Here is a 17485-nt window from a genome sequence, read left to right as displayed (position 1 = left end):
AGACCCCGGAATCTGGTTCAGGGATCAGTGCAGGGGGATCCCGGTCAGCCAGCCGTGTCCCCAGAAGATAAGCAGAGCCGTGAGCGCCAGCCCCGCCCCCAGACTGATCCCCGTCCCCTGCCAAGTGGCGGCGGCACGGGGGTGACGACCCCACTCCCGCATCGAAATCCAGACGATGCTGATGAGAGCCCAGAGACCGATCCCGCCAAACAGCACCAGAGAACGCGCCTCGCTGTTCACCGCCAGATGGGCCCCCGACCAGAGCAGCACCCCGAGCAGCTGGGGATGCACCAGCCAACGGCGGAAATGGTTCGCCCCCTGCCCCGCACACAGCAGGACAAGGGCGATCGGCATGATCCCCATCACCAGGGTGGGGCCCCAGACAGGCAGAAAATAGAGGGGCATGGGGCTGGCACTGCGCCAGCCTGCGAGGATGCAGCCGATGGCGACGAACACCAGCAGCGAGAAGAGCCCCTTGTAGCGGTTCTCCCCCAGCCGCTCCCGCAGACGGGCGCGGTGCTGTGCCGCGAAACAGGGGTAAAGATGGGTCAGGGTGAACAACACCACCCCCAGGGTCAGCAGGATCATGGCTCGCTCCTCGCATATTGCCCCCCGGAATGGGAAGCCCTCCCTCAGGCGGGCCTTGTTTCTCGTGGCTCCCTCACTGTCGGGAGATCACTATGCCGCAAAGCCCCTTGTCAGAATACAAAAACCATATGAAAGACAGCAGGATAATAAAAAAAATCCGACCCAAGGATCGGCAAGTGCGTCAGAGGTGCCACGCCGGGCCGCTCACTCTGCTGCACGGGGCAGGGTCTGGCCGATGCACCGCATCGGCCAGGAGAGAGGGTCATTTGCGCAGCAGGTAGAGAGCCGCCACGTTGCGGGCCGTGAGCTGCAGGTTGGTGGTGGCGGTGGCCAGCGCCTCCGGCAGGGACATGGCCCGATTGACCACGGCGAACACCGCATCCAGCCCGTGCTCGTGCACCACGCCGCAGTCATCGGTGAGGCATCCGGCGATGCCGATCACCGGCTTGCCGAACTGCTTGGCACAGCGAGCCACCCCGATGGGCGTCTTGCCATGGATGGTCTGGCTGTCGATGCGGCCCTCGCCGGTGATGACCAGATCCGCATCGGCCACCGCCTCGGCCAGGTTCAGCGCCTCGATGACGATCCGGATGCCGGGTTTGAGCTCGGCGCCGAGCAGCCCCACCAGGGCTGCCCCCATGCCGCCTGCGGCCCCCGTTCCCGGGAGCTCCTTCACCTGCTTGCCAAGCGCCTGCTCGATGCAGTCCGCGTAACGGGCCAGATTGGCATCCAGCTCGGCCACCATCTCGGGAGTTGCCCCCTTCTGCGGACCGAACACGGCGGACGCCCCTTTCGGGCCGCACAACGGGTTGTCCACGTCGCAGGCCACCTCGATGTGGAGCCCGCTCAGACGGGGATCCAGCCCGCTCAGGTCGATGGTGGCCAGCTCGGCCAGACCGGCACCGCCCGGCGCGATGGGGGTACCATCTGCTTTCAGGAGCTTGCCGCCGAGTGCCTGGATCATGCCGGCACCGCCGTCATTGGTGGCGCTGCCGCCGATGCCGAGGATGAGGTGGTTCACCCCCATCTCCAACGCGGCCAGGATCAGCTCCCCGGTGCCGACACTGGAGGTGAGCCGCGGATTGCGCAGCTCGGGCGCCACCAGATGGAGGCCGGAGGCCGCCGCCATCTCGATGACGGCGCGCTTGCCATCCCCCAGCAGGCCCACGAAGCCCTGTACCCTGTTGCCAAGGGGAGCGGTCACCTCGACCGGCAGGATGCGACCACCGGTGGCATCCACCAGAGACTGCACCGTCCCCTCGCCGCCATCGGCCATGGGCAGCTTGACGTAGGTGGCATCCGGCAGCACCTGCTTGAAACCGGCCTCGATGGCATCGGCCACCGCCATGGCGCTCAGGCTCTCCTTGAATGAATCGGGGGCGATCACAATTTTCATATCAGTTCCTTAGGCGAGGCCAAACACGCCAAACATCAGGGTGGAGACAACGGCGATGGTCAGACCGACCGCGGTTTCGTAGGGGATGAGCTTGAGTCGCTCGCCGACGCCCATGTGGACGCTGCCGCCGGTGGCATGGAAGAAGGAGCCGTGGGGCATGTGGTCAAACACGGTGGCGCCGGCGTGGATCATGGCGGCCCCTGCCAGGCTGCTGATCCCCAGTTCAATCAGAGTGGCGCTGAACACGTTGGAGGCCACCACTGTCCCGGCCGTGGTCGAGGCGGTCGCCAGCGACATCAGGGCACCGGAGATGGGGGCCAGCAGATAGGAGGGCAGACCGGAGGCGGTCAGGCCGCTGATGAGCACATCTTTCAGGCCGGAGTTGGCGATGATGCCCGCCAGGGTTCCCGTCCCCAGCAGCATGATGGCCACCGGTGCCATGCGGGCCAGGCCCGAGACGGCAAACTGGTTCACCTTGGTGAACTTGCCCATCATCAGGGCCCCGACCAGGCCGCCGAGGGGCAGCGCAATGAGCGGGTCCACCACGATGCCGGCGATGGGACGCAGGGCCAGCAGCAGGATGGCGACCAGGGGCGCACTGATGGCGGCGGCAAAGCCGGGCAACTTGGCACCGTCAAAGCTCACTACCTCGTCGGCGGCCACCTTGCTGCCCCGGTTGTTGAGGCGCTTGGCGAGCCAGTAGGCCATCACCAGACCGAACAGGCCGGGAATGATGCCCGCCGCCATCACCGAGGTGAGAGGCAGGTGGAAGGCGTCGGCTGCCGCGATGGCGTTGGGGTTGGGAGACATGACGTTGCCCGCCTTGCCACCGCCTATCATCGCCAGCAGGATGGCCGCCTTGGAGAGATCGGCACGGCGGGCGATGGCCAGCGCAATGGGGGCGACCGTGATGACGGCCACGTCCACGAAGACGCCGACCGCGGTCAGGATCAGGGTGGCCAGCGCCAGGGCCAGCAGGGCGCGGGTTTCGCCGAGTTTCTTGACGATGGTCTCGGCGATGGTGGTGGCGGCGCCCGATTCGATGAGCACCCCGGCCAGCACACCCGCCGCCAGGATCCGCATCACCGCCGTGGTGATCCCCTGGGCGCCGCCGATCATCAGGGCGACGGTCTGGGTCAGGTCGGCGCCACCGATCAGGCCACCGGCCAGGGCACCGACAATCATGCCGTAAGCGGGCGGCACCTTCTTCAGGATGAGGAAGATGGCGATGGAAAGCGCGGCGAGCGCGCCGAGCGCGGAGACTGGGATCATGACGGGCACCTTGTTGTTGTAATGAGTGGCGCCATTATGGGGATCCCCGCCTGGAATGCTTTGGCCATAAAACCAAAAAAAGCATTTACCGGCCTTGTATTTTTGTTGGAAAAGACAAATCAGCTATCGAGACTGAGCCCGAGATAGAGCAGGAACTTGTCATCTAACTTGTTGAAATTCAAACCGGTTATCTGCTCTATCCGGGTCAGTCGATAACGCAGGGTGTTGGGGTGAATGAACAGGGCTTCGGCACAGGGATGCAGATCACAATCCTGCAAGAAATATTGGCGCAGCGTCTTTTGCAGCGTTCCCTTTGTGTCCTCCTGCGCCAGCTTTTGCAGCGGAGCCCGCAGCTGATCCGCCTGCCAAGAGTCCGCCAGGGTGCCGAGCAGCACTGAGAGCCGGTAATCCTCGAAGAAATAGACCTGCTTGCGGGGCGACTGGCGCATGCCACGGCGCAAGGTGTCTCGCGCCGTCTGGTAGGAGAGCGCCAGCCCGGGGATGCCGGCGAAGTAATCACCCACCCCGATGCGAACCTTGAAATGGGGAATACGGGAGAGCAGCTGCCGGATCCGGCTGCGCTCTTGCGCCGACTGCCAGACGCCGTCGCTGAGCTGGGCGGGTTTGAGCACCACTATCTCGTCCAGGCCGTTGATGGCCACCAGATTGTCCCGCTCCGGGTTTTCCAGCAGGTGAACCAGCTCCCTCACCTGGGCGGGCTCGGCCTCCTCCAGCGCCAGCACGGCCACCACCCGGGGCTGGGCGAGATCCAGCTCGAGGAAGCGGGCCACCTGTTGCAGTTGATCGGCCCGCCCTTCGCCGCGAATGAGCTGCAACACCAGCTCCTCCTTGTGGCGCTTGTCCCACTGCAACTGCTCGGTGAGTGCAGCCTGTTCCAGGATGAGCTCGGCGGTCATGCGCACCAGCTCGGCGTAAGCACGCACGATGTCCGGATCCCCAGAGATGCCGATGACGCCGAGCAGCTCCCCCTGATAGGCGATGGGCAGGTTGATGCCGGGCCTCACCCCCTTGAGCTCCCGGGCGGTGGCCTCGCTTATCTCCACCACCCGGTTCTCGGTCAGGGCCAGCACGGCCCCCTCGTGGCGCTGGTGCAGCCGCTCCGGATTGCCGGACGCAATGATGAGTCCCCGCTCATCCATGACGTTGACCGAGAACGAGAGGATCTTCATCGCCCGGCTGACTATCTGATGCGCGAGCGCGTCGTTGAGCTGCATTGCCTCTCCATACCATTCGTTGACAGGGTCCCCGGCGTGCGCCATCACCGGGATCACCCGTTAAAGATCCCACATCATCAAGACAAGCGCGGGGGGGATCGCTAGAATAGGCCACTTTACGCTATCAGTGCCCCACCATGGATCAAGGATCCGGCATCATGCCGCTTTGCGCCGTGGTGGTTTCACCCTCCGATATGGACTCCGCTATGGATTATGAATTTCGCCGCGACCCGTTCGGTGGCTATCGCGCCCGGTTCTCCATGGGCCATGAAGCCATCGGCCAGTGGTTGATCGACGAGGTGGGCAAGGACGAGGAGAAGCTCGACGAGCTGTTCGCCATCATCGACCAGCTCTCCAGCCGGACCCGCACCGAATACCGGCTGCTGGGGGGCGACTACTCCCTGCTGCTGACCCACGAGGAAGCCGAGGTGAAGGCCAATGTCCTCAATATCGAGCAGGACGAGGATCTCGACGATCTCGCCTACTACGATGATGAACAGCTGGCCATGTGCGGGCTGGAAGATTTTGCCCAGGTACTCGGCTCCTGGCGCGCCTTTATCCGCAACGAGGATATGGGCTGATTACCCCCATTCGGGCGAGCATGCCCCTTGCAACCCAACAGGATTGACTATGTCTATTTACGATTTTGATGACGAACTGCCGGAAGACGAGCTGGATCAACCGAAGAAACCCGCCCAGCCCAAGAAGAAGGGCAAGCAGGTGCTGAACACCCAGGTCAACCTGAGCCCGCGCGATGCCAGCCGCCTGAACGGCATGCACGTCGAGGCCATCACCACCCTGGATGACGTCAGTCTGCCGAAGAACGTCATCTTCAAGGCCGGTCTCATCGCCCTGGGAGAGCTGGAAGCCAGCAAACGCGCCGACATCATCGCCCGGGTCATCGCCGAGTCCGGTCGCTGATACGGGAAGGCCATCGCCTCTCTCGGTGGCATCTTGCCGCCGCCCAAGCCGGAGCCCAGCTCCGGCTTTTCATTGCGCGTCTTCTGCCGGCCAGTCCCTTTTCCTTGAACCAGACCATGGGGATCGTTAAGGTGCGCCCTTCATTCATACAAGGAGACTCGATGTTACCACTCCCCGATATCCTCATCTGGCTCGTCCTGGGGCTGGCCGTACTCTGCTGCCTCGCCCGCCGGACCAGGCCCGGCATGCTTCTGTTGGGACTAGCCCTGCTCATCGCCCTCTGGCTTGAGCGACTCGCGCCCCTCGCCGCTCTTGTCAGCCTCGCCGGTCTGCTGCTGGCCTGGCGTACCCCCACCCTGCCCCCACCCTGGCGCGGCGTCGCACTGACGCTGGTACTGCTGTGGTCCCTCGCCCTGACGCTGCATCTGGTGCCAGGCTTTGACAATCTCAGGGTGCTCGACAAGGTACAGGCGGGCCCGGCCAGCGTGCCCTTCACCCTCTACCTCAATCTGGACAAGCCGCTCATTTTCTTCGCCCTGCTGCTGGCCATTCCCGGCCTGCTCGGCCCGGGTGGAACGATGCGCTGGCGGCCGCTGGCCCTGCTCATCCTGCCGCTCGCGGCCCTGCTCATCACCGCCTGGCAACTGGGCGCCCTCAAACCCGAAGCGGGACTGCCCCACTGGTGGTGGCTGTTCGCGTTCAACAACCTGTTGTTCACCTGTGTGGCGGAAGAAGCGCTGTTCCGGGGATGCATCCAGCAAGGGGTGGCAAGCCGAAGCACGCCCTGGGCAGGTCTCCTGGTCGCCAGCCTGCTGTTCGGCGCAGCCCATCTTGCCGGTGGCCCGTTGCTGGTGTTGTTCGCCGCGCTGGCGGGGGCCTGCTATGGCCTGGCGTTCCAGCTGAGCGGGCGCCTCAGTATCGCCATCCTGCTCCACTTCCTGTTCAACTTCGCCCACCTGGCCCTGTTTACCTATCCCCTGGCCAGCCACTGACGTCGAGCACAGGTTCACCGGGCAAAAAAATGCCCCGCCCCCGTGGGGGCAGGGCATCTGCATTCACCCTGCAATCTAGTCGACGTAGAAGGTCTGCTGGAAGGTCAGCGTCTGCTGCTGCCCCTCCCCCATGATCTTCAGGGTGAACTGGTAGGTGTCCTCATTGCGATAGGGCAGCACTGCCAGGTAATAGATGGCATTCCCCTCTTTCACCTCCTGAAAATTCAGGGGGCGAAGGGTGCCGGTCAGATTGCGGGCTTCGCCGCTGATCCCCACCGCCTGTGCCACCCCCTGCTTGTTCTGCACCGCGATATTGACGATGCCGTTATAGCGGCTGCGCTCCAGGCCATAGGTCCTGGCTACCTCGGGGGTGAGGAAGCTGGAGTTGAACGCGCTGTAGTGCACTTTCCAGGGGCCCAGCTCCTGCATCTGCTCAGCCCGCAGCGGCAGCGTCATCAGGAGTGCCAGCAGGCAACTCATCCAGGCAGTTTTCATGATGTCATCCCTCTCGTATCAATCCTGATTATCGAGCAGAGCGGCAATCTCGGCGGGGATCTGCTTTGGCGCGTCGATGGCGACCGTCTTGTGCCGACCCAGCTCCCCCCGCAGGATGCGAACCTGCCCCTTGGCCACCTTGCACTGCTTGGCCAGGTACTTGATCAGGTGACTGTTGGCCTGACCATCCACCGGCGGTGCCGTGATGGCCACTTTCAACTCGTCACCGTGCAATCCGATGATCTGATCCCGGCTCGCCTTGGGCTGGATCATCAGATGCAACACCAGCTCGTCCCCTTCCAGCAGGACGGCGGGCATCAGATCATCCACCACAACTGGCCGAACAGATCCCCCATCAGGTAGTTGATGGCCTGCAGCGCGATGAAGGCGACCAGCACGGAGAGATCCAGCCCGCCCAGTGCAGGCAGGATGCGGCGAATGGGGGCCAGGAAGGGTTCAGTGAGCTGGTGCATCACGTATTCAATGGGGTTGCGACCCTGGCTGACCCAGCTCAGGATGGCGCGGATCAGCAGGATCCAGAAGATCATGGAACCCGCTTTCTTCAACACGGTGAGCGTCGCAAACAGACAGAGAGTGAGCCAGTCCGCCTGCAGCACATTCATGCTCTTGAGCAGGAACAATTTGCCAAAGGCGATCAGCAGCGCCAGCAGCACAGAGGCCATGTCCAGCCCGCCAAAACCCGGGATGACGCGGCGCAGGGGCACCACCAGCGGGTTGGTCAGCTTGACCACCATCTGGCTCATGGGATTGTAGAAGTCGGCCCGCGCCCACTGCAGCCAGACCCGCAGCAGCACCACCATGAGGTAGAGATCAAAGACAGTGTTAATCAAAAAGTAAGCCGTGTTCATCCGGGCTCCTTGCTAAAAGGGATTCAGAAAAGGGTTTCCATTTCGCCGGCCCGGGTAACGGCCGCCTGCATGGCTCTTGCGGTCAGCGGCATCAGCCCCTGCTCCTGGAATGTCTTGACGGCCTCGGCCGTGGTCCCGCCCTTGCTGGTCACCTGCTCGCGCAGGGTCTGCAGCGACAGATCGGGGTTTTGTTCCACCATGGCGGCCGCCCCCAGGGCGGTTTGTTGCACCAGCAGGCGGGCCTGCTCCGGCGTAAAGCCCATGGCCTCGGCCTCCTCGGCAATCGCCTGCATGAACAGGAAGAAGTAGGCCGGGGCACTGCCCGCCGCCGCGATGACGCCGTTGATGCCGGCCTCCTCATCCACCCAGAGGGTCTTGCCCACGGATTGCATCATCTGTTCGGCCACCGCCCGATCGGCCTGCCCGATGGCGGGAGGTGCATAGAGCCCGGTCATCCCCAGCCCCAGCAAGGAGGGGGTGTTGGGCATGGTGCGAATGATGCGATCGTGACCGCCTGCCATCTCCTGCAAGCGTGCGACGCGAATGCCGGCAGCGATGGAGATGAGCAACTTGCCATCCAGCGAGCCAAGCTCGGCCACCAGCGCGCTCAGCATGCCCGCCATCAGCTGGGGCTTGACCGCCAGCACGATCACCTCTGCCTCCCGGGCCGCCTCGGCGTTCTCGTGGGTGATACGGATGCCGAACTGGCTGGCCAGTTCGTCCAGCTTGGGGCGGCTGGGATTGGCGGCGATGATACGCTCTGCCGGGTAACCCGCCTGGATGAGGCCGGCAATGATACTGCGGCTCATGTTGCCTGCCCCGATGAAGGCGAGGGTTCTCTGCTGCATCAAACACTCCTGTTACTGACATCGCAGCGGATGCCGACCCAGCCTGTGCGGGCTGACAGCATCACACGCGCCTGTTTACCTGAAAAAGCACGACCGGGATGTTTCTCGCCCCGGCCCTTGCTCATGAATAGTCACGGGCCCCGAAGATGGCGGTCCCGACCCGCACCATGGTGCTGCCATGGGCAATGGCCGGCTCGAGATCCTCGGTCATCCCCATCGAAAGGGTGTCGACGCTCGGGTATTGTTGCGCAAGCTCGGTGAACAGAGCCTGCATGCGCGCCATCTGGGCCGCGAGCACCCCCTCGTCGCGGGTATGCTCGGGGATGGCCATCAGGCCGCGCAACCGCAGCCGCTCGCTTTGGGCCACCAGGGAGGCCAGGCGGAAAATCTCTTGCTCCGACGTACCGGATTTGCTGCTCTCTCCGCTAATATTGATTTGCAGACAGATATTTAGCGGCGCGAGCCCACTCGGTCTCTGGTTGTTGAGGCGTTCGATGAGCTTGTCGCGATCGACACTTTGAACCCAGTCGAACCGCTCCGCCACCAGCTTGGACTTGTTCGATTGCAGCGGGCCGATAAAGTGCCACTCTATGTCTGTACAGGCGTTCTGCTCGCGCAAGGCATCAATCTTGAGCGCGGCCTCCTGGGCATAGGATTCGCCAAAGCGCCGCTGACCGGCGGCGTAGGCAGCCTGAATGTCCCCCAGCGGCTTGGTTTTGCTGACAGCAAGCAACTGGATGTGATCTGGGCTGCGGCCAACACGCCGGGCAGCCTCTACAATACGTTCCTTTACCTGAAGCAGGTGCTGGGCAATCTGGCTCATATTTCGTTCGTAATCTTGTGATGGGAGAATAACAAATCTATGGATATCACAGAGTTATTGGCATTCAGTGTAAAGCATAAGGCCTCGGATCTACACCTCTCGGCCGGGGTCCCCCCGATGATCAGGGTTGATGGGGAGGTTCGCAAGATCAATTTGCCCGCCCTGGATCACCGGGAAGTCCATGCCCTCATTTACGACATCATGAATGACCACCAGCGCAAGGAGCTGGAGGAGAACTTCGAGGTGGACTTCTCCTTCGAAGTGCCCGGCATGGCACGCTTTCGGGTCAACGCCTTCCAGCAGGCGCGCGGCTCGGGCGCGGTGTTTCGTACCATCCCGAGTACCGTTCTGACCCTGGACGATCTGGGGGCGCCGGAGATATTTCGCAAGATAGCGGAGTACCCTCGCGGCCTGGTGCTGGTGACTGGGCCCACCGGTTCGGGCAAATCCACCACCCTGGCCGCCATGGTCGATTACATCAATGACAACTTCCACCACCACATCCTCACCATCGAGGACCCCATCGAATTCGTGCACGAGAACAAGCGCTGCCTGGTGAACCAGCGGGAAGTACACCGCGACACCAAGAGCTTCAGCAACGCCCTGCGCTCGGCCCTGCGGGAAGACCCGGATATCATCCTGGTAGGTGAAATGCGGGACCTCGAAACCATCCGTCTCGCCATGACCGCCGCCGAAACCGGTCACCTGGTGTTTGGCACCCTGCACACCTCCTCAGCTGCCAAGACCATCGACCGTATCATCGACGTCTTCCCCGGCTCGGAGAAGGACATGGTGCGATCCATGCTCTCCGAATCCCTGCGGGCGGTCATCTCCCAGACCCTGCTCAAGCGTATCGGTGGCGGCCGGGTGGCGGCCCACGAGATCATGCTGGGAATCCCGGCGGTGCGAAACCTCATCCGGGAAGACAAGGTGGCCCAGCTCTATTCCGTCATCCAGACCGGGATGACCCACGGCATGCAGACCATGGACCAGAGCCTCAAGCAGCTGGTCAACCGGGGGGTCGTCGCCTCCCTTGATGCCAAGGCCAAGGCGGTCGATCCCAATACCATTTAAGCTTGCACACCCAAGGAGTCGCCATGAACATGGATGTTCTGCTCGCCGCACTGGTTGAACAAAAGGGCTCGGATCTCTTCATCACGGTCGATGCCCCCCCGACCCTCAAGGTCAACGGGCGTCTGGTGTCGCTCGGGCCGGCTCCCCTCGACAAGACGACGGCGCTGGCGTTGATCAGGGAGAGCCTGGGCGAGACCCACTTCGAGCGCTTCCTGCACACCCGCGAGGCCAACTACGCCATCCAGCGAGGCTCGCTGGGGCGCTTTCGGGTCAGCGCCTTCTGGCAACAGGATATGCCGGGCATGGTGCTGCGCCGCATCGAGACCCGCATCCCCACCTTTGACGAGCTGGTGCTGCCCCCCATCCTGCAGGAGGTCGCCATGGCCAAACGCGGGCTGGTGCTCTTCGTCGGCGCCACTGGCGCCGGCAAGTCCACCACCCAGGCGGCCATGATAGGCTTTCGCAACCAGCACGGTGACGGCCACATCCTGACGGTGGAGGATCCGGTGGAGTTCGTCCATCAGCACGATCGCTGTCTGGTGACCCAGCGGGAGGTGGGGATCGACACCGCATCCTTCGATGTCGCCCTCAAAAACTCCCTGCGCCAGGCCCCGGATGTCATCCTCATCGGTGAAATCCGCTCCCAGGAGACCATGGAGTTCGCCATCCAGTTCGCCGAGACGGGACACCTCTGCCTCGCCACCTTGCACGCCAACAATGCCAACCAGGCGCTGGATCGCATCCTGCATCTGGTCCCCCAGGAGAAGCACCGCCAGTTCCTGTTCGATCTCTCCTTCAACCTGCGCGCCATCGTCGCCCAGCAGCTGCTCCCCTCCGCTCACGGGCAGCGCCGGGTCGCCGCCTTCGAGATCCTGCTCAACACCCCGCTCGTCACCGACATCATTCGCAAGGGAGAGATGCACAGACTCAAGGAGGTGATGACCAAATCCGGCGAGCTTGGCATGCAGACCTTCGATCAGGCGCTGTTCACCCTGTTCTGCGCCGGCCAAATTGGCTACAGTGAGGCCCTTGCCCATGCCGACTCCGCCAACGACCTGCGACTGCTCATCAAGCTGTCGGGTCGCGAGCAGCTGGGCGCAGGCACTCTCGACAACGTGACCCTGGATGAATGAGGGGCGTGCGTCATCGCTAGTAAAGGACCGTTATGCTGATTGTGGTTTCCCCGGCCAAGACGCTGGATTACGAGTCACCCCTGGTGACCTCCCGTTTCACCCAACCCGAACTGCTGGACCACTCCGCAGCACTGATCACCCGGGCTCGTCAACTGAGCCCGGACCAGATCGCCAGCCTGATGAAGATCAGCGACAAGCTCGCCGGCCTCAACGCCGCCCGCTTTGCCGAGTGGCAGCCTGACTTCACGCCGGCCAACGCCCGCCAGGCGCTGCTGGCCTTCAAGGGGGACGTCTACACCGGTCTGGCCGCAGAAGATTTCAGCGAGGCCGACCTCGACTTCGCCCAGGCCCACCTGCGCATGCTCTCCGGCCTTTATGGCGTACTGCGGCCGCTTGACCTCATGATGCCCTACCGCCTGGAGATGGGGATTAGGCTTGAGAACCCGCGCGGCAAGGACCTCTACCAGTTCTGGGGCGACATCATCACAGCGCACCTGAACAAGGCGCTGGCGGCCCAGGGGGACGACGTGCTGATCAACCTCGCCTCCGACGAGTATTTCAAGTCGGTGCGCCCGAAAGCCCTGCAGGGGCGCATCATCACCCCGGTCTTCAAGGACGAGAAGAACGGCCAGTTCAAGATCATCAGCTTCTACGCCAAGAAGGCCCGCGGCATGATGGCACGCCACATCATCAAGCATCGGCTCACCCGGGTGGAACAGCTGACCGGTTTCAATGCCGACGGCTACTACTTCGTACCGGAAGAGTCCGACGCCAATACCCTGATGTTCAAGCGCGCTGAAAATTAATTACACATTCAAGGGAACCAAGTCGGAGATCCTCGGGTCTGACTCTGTGAATCCTCTGTTGTAAGCACTTTTTGTTGGCCGACGTCCTTGCGTCGGCTTTTTTCTGCGCCTCTCTCAGGCCACTCCCCAGGCAGCAGACAGCAAAACGGCCATCCTGGGATGGCCGTTTCAACTGTGCTCGGGGGCATTACTTCTTTTTCTTCTTTGCCGACTTCTTGGCATCCTTCGGCTTTTTCTTCTTCACCGGCACCCGCGCTTCCTTGTGTCTGGGGCGCAGCTCATCGATCACCCGGCGCTTGAGGCGCTCCTCTGTGTAGCGTTCGATCTTGGCGACCATGGCCATGTCGTGAGCTTCCACCAGGCTGATGGCGCAGCCACGGTTGCCGGCTCGACCGGTACGACCGATGCGGTGCACATAGACATCCGCGCCGTAGGGCATGTCGTAGTTGATGACATGGCTGACGTTCGGCAGGTCGATGCCGCGGGCGGCCACGTCGGTGGCGATTAGGAAGGGCACCTCCCCTTCATGGAACTTGCGGATAGACTCAATGCGCTTGGCCTGCTCCATCTCGCCACGGATCCAGGCGCAGGGCACGCCTGCCGCCTGCAACTGGCCGGAAAGCTCCGCCAGTCGCTCACGGGTCTTGACGAAGATGATGGCCTTCTGGGTCTCCGGGTTTTTCAGGATGTGCACCAGCAGAGCCAACTTGTGGGCGGCATCATCGGCCAGGTGGATCCACTGGGTGATGGGGCGGCGCTCGCTGCGGGGCGGCTCGGCGTGCAGCTCAACCGGGTCTTTGAGGATCTCGCTCGCAAACTTCTCGAGGCCGGCCCCTTCCAGAGTGGCGGAGAAGAGCATGGTGTGCTTGCGGTAGCGCGCCTCTTCCACGATGCGGTTCACGTCCTTGATGAAGCCCATGTCCAGCATCCGGTCCGCTTCATCCAACACCAGCACCTCGATGTCGTGGCTCTCGAACTCCTCTTTCTCGATGTACTCGAGCAGACGGCCCGGGGTGGCCACCACGATGTCGGTGGTCTTGGTCAGGGCAGGCAGCTGCTCTTCATGGCTGACGCCACCGATGATGGTCTCGATGCTGAGATGGGTGTGCACCGCCAGGGCCTTGGCGTGAGCACTCACCTGCAGCGCGAGCTCGCGGGTCGGAGTCAGGATCAGCATGCGGCACGGACCCGGCTTGCGGCGCGGGAAGTCCAGCAGGTGCTGCATCGCGGGCAGCAGGAAGGCGGCGGTCTTGCCGGTTCCGGTCGGCGCAGAGGCCAGAATATCGCGGCCGTCCAGGGCTGGCTCCAGTACCATCTGCTGGATGGTGGTGGGGCGGGTGAATCCCATCTCGGCCAAGGCCCGACTGAGGGCTGGATTCAGGTCGAAATCATCAAAGGACTGGCTCATGGCAATACTCGGTCATTAAGGAAGCGGCAGATTATAGGCGATTATGCCGCCGGCTCCTATGGTGACTGTGGCTTAGCCGCTATAATCGCCGGCCATTTTCCGCGGGCAGGCACAGGAGGAGGGCCGAATGGGGCGCAACAACGGTTTCACGTTCAAGCAATTTCACATCGATCACGACCGCTGCGCCATGAAGGTCGGTACGGACGGCATTCTGCTGGGAGCCTGGGCGCCGGTCGACAGCGCCCGCCGGGTGCTGGACATCGGCACCGGCAGCGGCCTCATCGCCCTGATGCTGGCCCAGCGCAGCACGAACGACTGCCACATAGACGGGGTGGAGCTGGATAAGGATGCAGCCATGCAGGCCCAGGAGAATGTGGCGGCCTCCCCCTGGCGTGAGCGGGTCACCATCATAGAGAGCGCCATTCAGGATCACCTCGCCCCCCCTTACGATCTCATCGTCTCCAACCCGCCCTATTTCCCGGCAGGCCAGACACTCCGCGATCCGGCCAGGGCTCTGGCCCGTCATACCGGGGGGCTCGCCCCCAGGGGATTGCTGGCCGCCAGCGATCGCCTGCTGAGCCGTACCGGGCAACTGGCCCTGGTGCTGCCCACGGCGATGGCGGATGAAATTTTATGCATTTCGTCGAGTTATGATCTGTATGAGCGTTGTTATCTGGCTGTTACTACCAGAGAGGGGAAAGAGGCAAATCGTGTTTTATTGCTGCTTGGCAGAGGATTAAACAAGTGTGAGAGGGGTGAAATTGTGATCCATTCTGTCACGGGAGGCTATTCCGACAGATATATCCAACTAACCAGCCCCTTCTATTTGAAGATGTAAATTTTGCCTTGAACTATTTTTTCACATCATTATGCTGACTGCTAAATGAGCGCCCGCTCAAGACCAGTTCAAACCACTGGTCGCGATGAAAAAACCAGCGGGGCTCTTTTTTTTACCCCCGGAAAGTGCCGGTCACTGACAAATAAAAAACTATAACAAGCAATAGTTTACAAGACAGACGAGGTTGAACTTGACGAAATCACTCACATTGTCCGATGTACTCGGATTGGGCTTCATGACCTTTGCGTTCTATCTGGGCGCAGGCAACATCATCTTCCCGCCCCTGGCCGGCTTCATGGCGGGTGAGCACCTCTCCCTGGCCATGCTGGGCTTCCTGGTCACCGCCGTGGGCCTGCCCCTCATCACCATCATCGCCGTCGCCAAGGCTGGCAACGGCTGGGCCGGCATGACCAAGCTGCTGCCGACCGGCGTGGCCACCGCACTGGCCGTCGCCATCTACATCATCATCGGCCCGGCCTTCGCCGCCCCCCGTACCGGCCTGGTGGCCTACGAGATGGGCCTCAAGCCCTTCCTTGGCGACATGGGACCATCCGATCTGGTTGCCTACACAGTACTGTTCTTCGGCGTGGCCATCCTGGTCTCCCTGAACCAGGGCAAGCTGATGGATGCCATCGGCAAGTACCTGACTCCGCTGCTGATGCTGCTGCTGCTGACCCTGGCCATCGGTGTCTTCGTCGCACCGCAAGGAAGCATGCCTGCCGCATCCGGTGACTACCAGAGCACCCCCTTCGTGAAGGGCATTCTGGAAGGCTACAACACCATGGACACCCTGGCGTCCCTGATGTTCGGCGCCCTGATCGTCGACCTGCTGCGCCAGAAAGGCATCCATGACTACCAGAGCCAGTTCAAGTACCTGGCCATCGCTGGCATCATCTCCGCCATCGGCCTCTCCGTGGTCTATGTCTCCCTGTTCCAGCTGGGTAACACCGCTGCCGGCGTCGCCACCGACGTGAGCAACGGCGGTGCCATCGTCAACGCCTACGTGCTGAGCCTGTTCGGCCAACCGGGTCAGTTCATCCTGGCTGCCATCATCACCCTGGCCTGCTTCACCACGGCCGTCGGCCTCATCTCCGCCTGCTCCGACTTCTTCCACAACCTGACCGGCATGAGCTACAAGAAGCTGGTCGTGCTGCTGGGTGTCATCTGCGGCGTCGTGGCCAACGTGGGCCTGAGCCAGCTCATCAGCCTCTCCATTCCGGTGCTGGTCGCCATCTACCCGGTTGCCGTGGCGCTGGTGCTGGTCACCTTCCTGAAGGGTTACTTCGGTCGCCCCCGCCTGGTGTTCCGCTCCGTGCTGCTGGTCGCCTTCCTGTTCGGCTGCCTGGACGGCCTGGGCGCCGCCGGCATGAAGATGGATGCGTTCGCCTTCCTGCCGCTGTTTGACAAGGGCCTGGCCTGGTTGCTGCCGACCCTGCTGGCCTGTGGCCTCGGTGTCATGGTGCGTGGCAATGGCAAGCTGGCTGCAGAAGCGGCCTGATAACAGATCTTGACCAAATAAAGAGGCCAGCATTCGCTGGCCTCTTTTTTGTTGGTGCAATCTGATCCATCCGTTGTGGAGAGCGCTCGTCAGAGTACGGTTGCTGGCTTGGGTTTGCCTGCAAGACCGTACCAGTGATGCTCAAACCGGCCCGCATGCCAGCGCAGGGTGCCCCAGGGCTGGTCAGCCTGCCAGCGCGGGAAGTTGATCTCCACGCGGTTGTCTTCGTACTTGTAGAGAGAGGTGCTGATCTCGATATCCGACAGGATAAGCAGCACCACCCCACCGATGACACTCCATTTCAGCATCTTCCACATGGCGATTACTCGAAGCAGATCTCGATGGTGGCACGGCCATACTCCGATTCGAACGGCATCATGATCTTGGCGCCGTCGGCCCGGTGAGTGATGGTGTGATTGGGACCGGAGACGATGACCGGGGTCGCCATGTCGAACTCATAGCCCTTCTCCCCCAGCATGCGTTTGGCGCCGCCCGTCACCATGTTGGTGATCTCGCCCACCATGTCGGTCACTTCCTCGTTGATGGTGGCCGGCGCCTCCCCCAGCATGCGGCGCATGATCTCCAGTGCCAGCCCCTTCTCGAAGCTGATGGAAAGGGAACCCCGGGTCTGCGGACCCACCATGCCAATCAGGCCGGAGACATCTCCCCGAGCCAGCTCGTCCGTCTTGCGCTTGGGCGCGCCCGGTTTGAGTTCCAGCTGTGCCATGGTGGAGAGCACGTTGAGCAGGGAGAGCAGGAACGGGTTTACAAAATCAGCCTTCATCTTGACTTCCTACGGTAGCGGAACAGCGGGCACATTGACCATGGGCTTCTATGGTCTTGTTGGTAATAGTAAAACCATGCTGATGAGCCTGCTCGGAAAAGGCGCCGTCGATGGCGGGATCGTGCAGCTCCACTACCTCACCGCAACGATCGCAGATCAGCAGTTGCATCGGGTGGGCATGGTCGAAGTGGCAGCAGAAGATGAAGGCGTTGAGCGACTCCACCTTGTGGGCAAAGCCCTGTTCGAGCAGGAAGTCGAGCGCCCGATAGACGGTAGGTGGTTTGGCATGAGCCTCGGTCTGCTGCAACTGGGCCAGCAAATCATAGGCACTGATGGCATTGCCATGGGCGGCAAGCAGCCGGAACACCTGGCGCCGTGTCGGGGTGAAACGGATCCCGCGCTGCTCGCAGAGGCGTTCCGCTCGTTGTAGAAGTTGGTCTTGATTCATGTTCACGCAGATACCCTGTCAATTAGCCGGATACTATCACAGGGCCCCCAGTGCGCG

The 17485-nt window shown here is 62.3% G+C and carries 21 protein-coding genes; 8 read left to right on the top strand and 13 right to left on the bottom strand.

Annotated features, from left to right (window positions below):
* Positions 1 to 24 precede the first annotated feature (24 nt).
* The 4 genes from H7R73_RS02605 to H7R73_RS02590 all read right to left on the bottom strand — a co-directional run bounded on the left by H7R73_RS02605 (position 25) and on the right by H7R73_RS02590 (position 4491).
* On the bottom strand, positions 25 to 588 hold the full coding sequence (locus H7R73_RS02605; protein ID WP_103260851.1) for an NnrU family protein: 564 nt from the start codon (positions 586 to 588) through the stop codon (positions 25 to 27).
* A 262-nt stretch (positions 589 to 850) separates the two neighbouring features.
* Positions 851 to 1984 (bottom strand): glycerate kinase, encoded by a 1134-nt coding sequence (locus H7R73_RS02600; RefSeq protein ID WP_103260852.1) that lies wholly within the window; start codon positions 1982 to 1984, stop codon positions 851 to 853.
* Positions 1985 to 1993: 9 nt separating this feature from the next.
* Complete coding sequence (locus H7R73_RS02595; protein ID WP_039039966.1) at positions 1994 to 3256, bottom strand: GntP family permease; 1263 nt, start codon at positions 3254 to 3256, stop codon at positions 1994 to 1996.
* A 119-nt stretch (positions 3257 to 3375) separates the two neighbouring features.
* Complete coding sequence (locus H7R73_RS02590) at positions 3376 to 4491, bottom strand: sugar diacid recognition domain-containing protein (protein ID WP_039039965.1); 1116 nt, start codon at positions 4489 to 4491, stop codon at positions 3376 to 3378.
* 206 nt (positions 4492 to 4697) lie between these two features.
* On the opposite strand from H7R73_RS02590, the gene H7R73_RS02585 reads away from it, so the two are divergent.
* The 3 genes from H7R73_RS02585 (at position 4698) to H7R73_RS02575 (ending at position 6404) form a co-directional block, all read left to right on the top strand.
* Positions 4698 to 5072 carry a YacL family protein gene (locus H7R73_RS02585; RefSeq protein ID WP_171864935.1) on the top strand — a complete coding sequence of 125 codons (375 nt, stop codon included), beginning with the start codon at positions 4698 to 4700 and terminating at the stop codon, positions 5070 to 5072.
* A gap of 49 nt (positions 5073 to 5121) precedes the next feature.
* Positions 5122 to 5412 carry a hypothetical protein gene (locus H7R73_RS02580; protein ID WP_039039963.1) on the top strand — a complete coding sequence of 97 codons (291 nt, stop codon included), beginning with the start codon at positions 5122 to 5124 and terminating at the stop codon, positions 5410 to 5412.
* A 161-nt stretch (positions 5413 to 5573) separates the two neighbouring features.
* Positions 5574 to 6404: a CPBP family intramembrane glutamic endopeptidase gene (locus tag H7R73_RS02575; RefSeq protein ID WP_103260854.1), complete on the top strand. Its 831-nt coding sequence runs from the start codon at positions 5574 to 5576 to the stop codon at positions 6402 to 6404.
* A gap of 75 nt (positions 6405 to 6479) precedes the next feature.
* Here H7R73_RS02575 and H7R73_RS02570 read toward each other — a convergent pair whose 3' ends face one another.
* The 5 genes from H7R73_RS02570 to H7R73_RS02550 all read right to left on the bottom strand — a co-directional run bounded on the left by H7R73_RS02570 (position 6480) and on the right by H7R73_RS02550 (position 9439).
* On the bottom strand, positions 6480 to 6899 hold the full coding sequence (locus H7R73_RS02570; RefSeq protein ID WP_049636470.1) for a DUF4426 domain-containing protein: 420 nt from the start codon (positions 6897 to 6899) through the stop codon (positions 6480 to 6482).
* Between the two features lie 18 nt (positions 6900 to 6917).
* Positions 6918 to 7217: a DUF167 family protein YggU gene (gene yggU / locus H7R73_RS02565; RefSeq protein WP_041210939.1), complete on the bottom strand. Its 300-nt coding sequence runs from the start codon at positions 7215 to 7217 to the stop codon at positions 6918 to 6920.
* Entirely contained in the window at positions 7217 to 7768 is a 552-nt protein-coding gene (locus H7R73_RS02560) for a YggT family protein (RefSeq protein ID WP_103260855.1), read from the bottom strand. Before H7R73_RS02560 ends, yggU begins: the two co-directional genes overlap by 1 nt.
* A 23-nt stretch (positions 7769 to 7791) precedes the next feature.
* On the bottom strand, positions 7792 to 8616 hold the full coding sequence (gene proC / locus H7R73_RS02555; RefSeq protein ID WP_103260856.1) for a pyrroline-5-carboxylate reductase: 825 nt from the start codon (positions 8614 to 8616) through the stop codon (positions 7792 to 7794).
* 121 nt (positions 8617 to 8737) lie between these two features.
* Positions 8738 to 9439, bottom strand: coding sequence for a YggS family pyridoxal phosphate-dependent enzyme (locus H7R73_RS02550; RefSeq protein WP_042864460.1), 702 nt, complete (start codon positions 9437 to 9439; stop codon positions 8738 to 8740).
* Between the two features lie 39 nt (positions 9440 to 9478).
* Between H7R73_RS02550 and tapT the strand changes: the two genes are divergently transcribed.
* From tapT to yaaA, 3 genes are read left to right on the top strand one after another with little or no spacing between them, the layout of a single operon-like run.
* On the top strand, positions 9479 to 10513 hold the full coding sequence (gene tapT / locus H7R73_RS02545; protein ID WP_010673050.1) for a type IVa pilus ATPase TapT: 1035 nt from the start codon (positions 9479 to 9481) through the stop codon (positions 10511 to 10513).
* 23 nt (positions 10514 to 10536) lie between these two features.
* Positions 10537 to 11646: a PilT/PilU family type 4a pilus ATPase gene (locus H7R73_RS02540; RefSeq protein WP_182951465.1), complete on the top strand. Its 1110-nt coding sequence runs from the start codon at positions 10537 to 10539 to the stop codon at positions 11644 to 11646.
* A gap of 32 nt (positions 11647 to 11678) precedes the next feature.
* Positions 11679 to 12452, top strand: coding sequence for a peroxide stress protein YaaA (gene yaaA, locus H7R73_RS02535; RefSeq protein ID WP_103260857.1), 774 nt, complete (start codon positions 11679 to 11681; stop codon positions 12450 to 12452).
* 187 nt (positions 12453 to 12639) lie between these two features.
* On the opposite strand, the gene srmB is transcribed toward yaaA, so the two are convergent.
* Positions 12640 to 13860: an ATP-dependent RNA helicase SrmB gene (gene srmB / locus H7R73_RS02530; RefSeq protein WP_041210934.1), complete on the bottom strand. Its 1221-nt coding sequence runs from the start codon at positions 13858 to 13860 to the stop codon at positions 12640 to 12642.
* A gap of 127 nt (positions 13861 to 13987) precedes the next feature.
* Between srmB and H7R73_RS02525 the strand changes: the two genes are divergently transcribed.
* Both H7R73_RS02525 and brnQ read left to right on the top strand, forming a co-directional pair.
* Positions 13988 to 14698, top strand: a complete 711-nt coding sequence (locus H7R73_RS02525) for a tRNA1(Val) (adenine(37)-N6)-methyltransferase (RefSeq protein WP_103260858.1) — start codon at positions 13988 to 13990, stop codon at positions 14696 to 14698.
* A 190-nt stretch (positions 14699 to 14888) separates the two neighbouring features.
* Positions 14889 to 16196 carry a branched-chain amino acid transport system II carrier protein gene (gene brnQ / locus H7R73_RS02520; protein WP_103261190.1) on the top strand — a complete coding sequence of 436 codons (1308 nt, stop codon included), beginning with the start codon at positions 14889 to 14891 and terminating at the stop codon, positions 16194 to 16196.
* Positions 16197 to 16285: 89 nt separating this feature from the next.
* Here brnQ and H7R73_RS02515 read toward each other — a convergent pair whose 3' ends face one another.
* The 3 genes from H7R73_RS02515 to zur are packed head-to-tail and all read right to left on the bottom strand — an operon-like array spanning position 16286 to position 17428.
* Positions 16286 to 16513 (bottom strand): hypothetical protein, encoded by a 228-nt coding sequence (locus tag H7R73_RS02515; RefSeq protein ID WP_039039956.1) that lies wholly within the window; start codon positions 16511 to 16513, stop codon positions 16286 to 16288.
* A 5-nt stretch (positions 16514 to 16518) separates the two neighbouring features.
* Positions 16519 to 16980, bottom strand: a complete 462-nt coding sequence (locus H7R73_RS02510; protein ID WP_010673043.1) for a chemotaxis protein CheX — start codon at positions 16978 to 16980, stop codon at positions 16519 to 16521.
* The gene (zur, locus tag H7R73_RS02505) at positions 16970 to 17428 is read right to left on the bottom strand and encodes a zinc uptake transcriptional repressor Zur (RefSeq protein ID WP_039039955.1); all 459 of its coding nucleotides are present in this window, start codon (positions 17426 to 17428) and stop codon (positions 16970 to 16972) included. Before zur ends, H7R73_RS02510 begins: the two co-directional genes overlap by 11 nt.
* Positions 17429 to 17485 lie beyond the last annotated feature (57 nt).

This window comes from Aeromonas sp. WP2-W18-CRE-05 (assembly GCF_014168615.1).
GTDB lineage: Bacteria > Pseudomonadota > Gammaproteobacteria > Enterobacterales > Aeromonadaceae > Aeromonas > Aeromonas caviae.
This window is presented reverse-complemented; position numbering and strand designations above follow the sequence as displayed.

Coding starts and splice junctions, on each gene's coding strand:
- tapT (WP_010673050.1), top strand. CDS start 9,479: ATGGATATCACAGAGTTATTGGCATTCAGTGTAAAGCATAAGGCCTCG.
- H7R73_RS02590 (WP_039039965.1), bottom strand. CDS start 4,491: ATGCAGCTCAACGACGCGCTCGCGCATCAGATAGTCAGCCGGGCGATG.
- H7R73_RS02585 (WP_171864935.1), top strand. CDS start 4,698: ATGGATTATGAATTTCGCCGCGACCCGTTCGGTGGCTATCGCGCCCGG.
- H7R73_RS02595 (WP_039039966.1), bottom strand. CDS start 3,256: ATGATCCCAGTCTCCGCGCTCGGCGCGCTCGCCGCGCTTTCCATCGCC.
- proC (WP_103260856.1), bottom strand. CDS start 8,616: ATGCAGCAGAGAACCCTCGCCTTCATCGGGGCAGGCAACATGAGCCGC.
- H7R73_RS02550 (WP_042864460.1), bottom strand. CDS start 9,439: ATGAGCCAGATTGCCCAGCACCTGCTTCAGGTAAAGGAACGTATTGTA.
- srmB (WP_041210934.1), bottom strand. CDS start 13,860: ATGAGCCAGTCCTTTGATGATTTCGACCTGAATCCAGCCCTCAGTCGG.
- H7R73_RS02575 (WP_103260854.1), top strand. CDS start 5,574: ATGTTACCACTCCCCGATATCCTCATCTGGCTCGTCCTGGGGCTGGCC.
- yggU (WP_041210939.1), bottom strand. CDS start 7,217: ATGCCCGCCGTCCTGCTGGAAGGGGACGAGCTGGTGTTGCATCTGATG.
- H7R73_RS02540 (WP_182951465.1), top strand. CDS start 10,537: ATGAACATGGATGTTCTGCTCGCCGCACTGGTTGAACAAAAGGGCTCG.
- H7R73_RS02525 (WP_103260858.1), top strand. CDS start 13,988: ATGGGGCGCAACAACGGTTTCACGTTCAAGCAATTTCACATCGATCAC.
- H7R73_RS02510 (WP_010673043.1), bottom strand. CDS start 16,980: ATGAAGGCTGATTTTGTAAACCCGTTCCTGCTCTCCCTGCTCAACGTG.
- H7R73_RS02580 (WP_039039963.1), top strand. CDS start 5,122: ATGTCTATTTACGATTTTGATGACGAACTGCCGGAAGACGAGCTGGAT.
- H7R73_RS02560 (WP_103260855.1), bottom strand. CDS start 7,768: ATGAACACGGCTTACTTTTTGATTAACACTGTCTTTGATCTCTACCTC.
- yaaA (WP_103260857.1), top strand. CDS start 11,679: ATGCTGATTGTGGTTTCCCCGGCCAAGACGCTGGATTACGAGTCACCC.
- H7R73_RS02600 (WP_103260852.1), bottom strand. CDS start 1,984: ATGAAAATTGTGATCGCCCCCGATTCATTCAAGGAGAGCCTGAGCGCC.
- zur (WP_039039955.1), bottom strand. CDS start 17,428: ATGAATCAAGACCAACTTCTACAACGAGCGGAACGCCTCTGCGAGCAG.
- H7R73_RS02570 (WP_049636470.1), bottom strand. CDS start 6,899: ATGAAAACTGCCTGGATGAGTTGCCTGCTGGCACTCCTGATGACGCTG.
- H7R73_RS02605 (WP_103260851.1), bottom strand. CDS start 588: ATGATCCTGCTGACCCTGGGGGTGGTGTTGTTCACCCTGACCCATCTT.
- H7R73_RS02515 (WP_039039956.1), bottom strand. CDS start 16,513: ATGTGGAAGATGCTGAAATGGAGTGTCATCGGTGGGGTGGTGCTGCTT.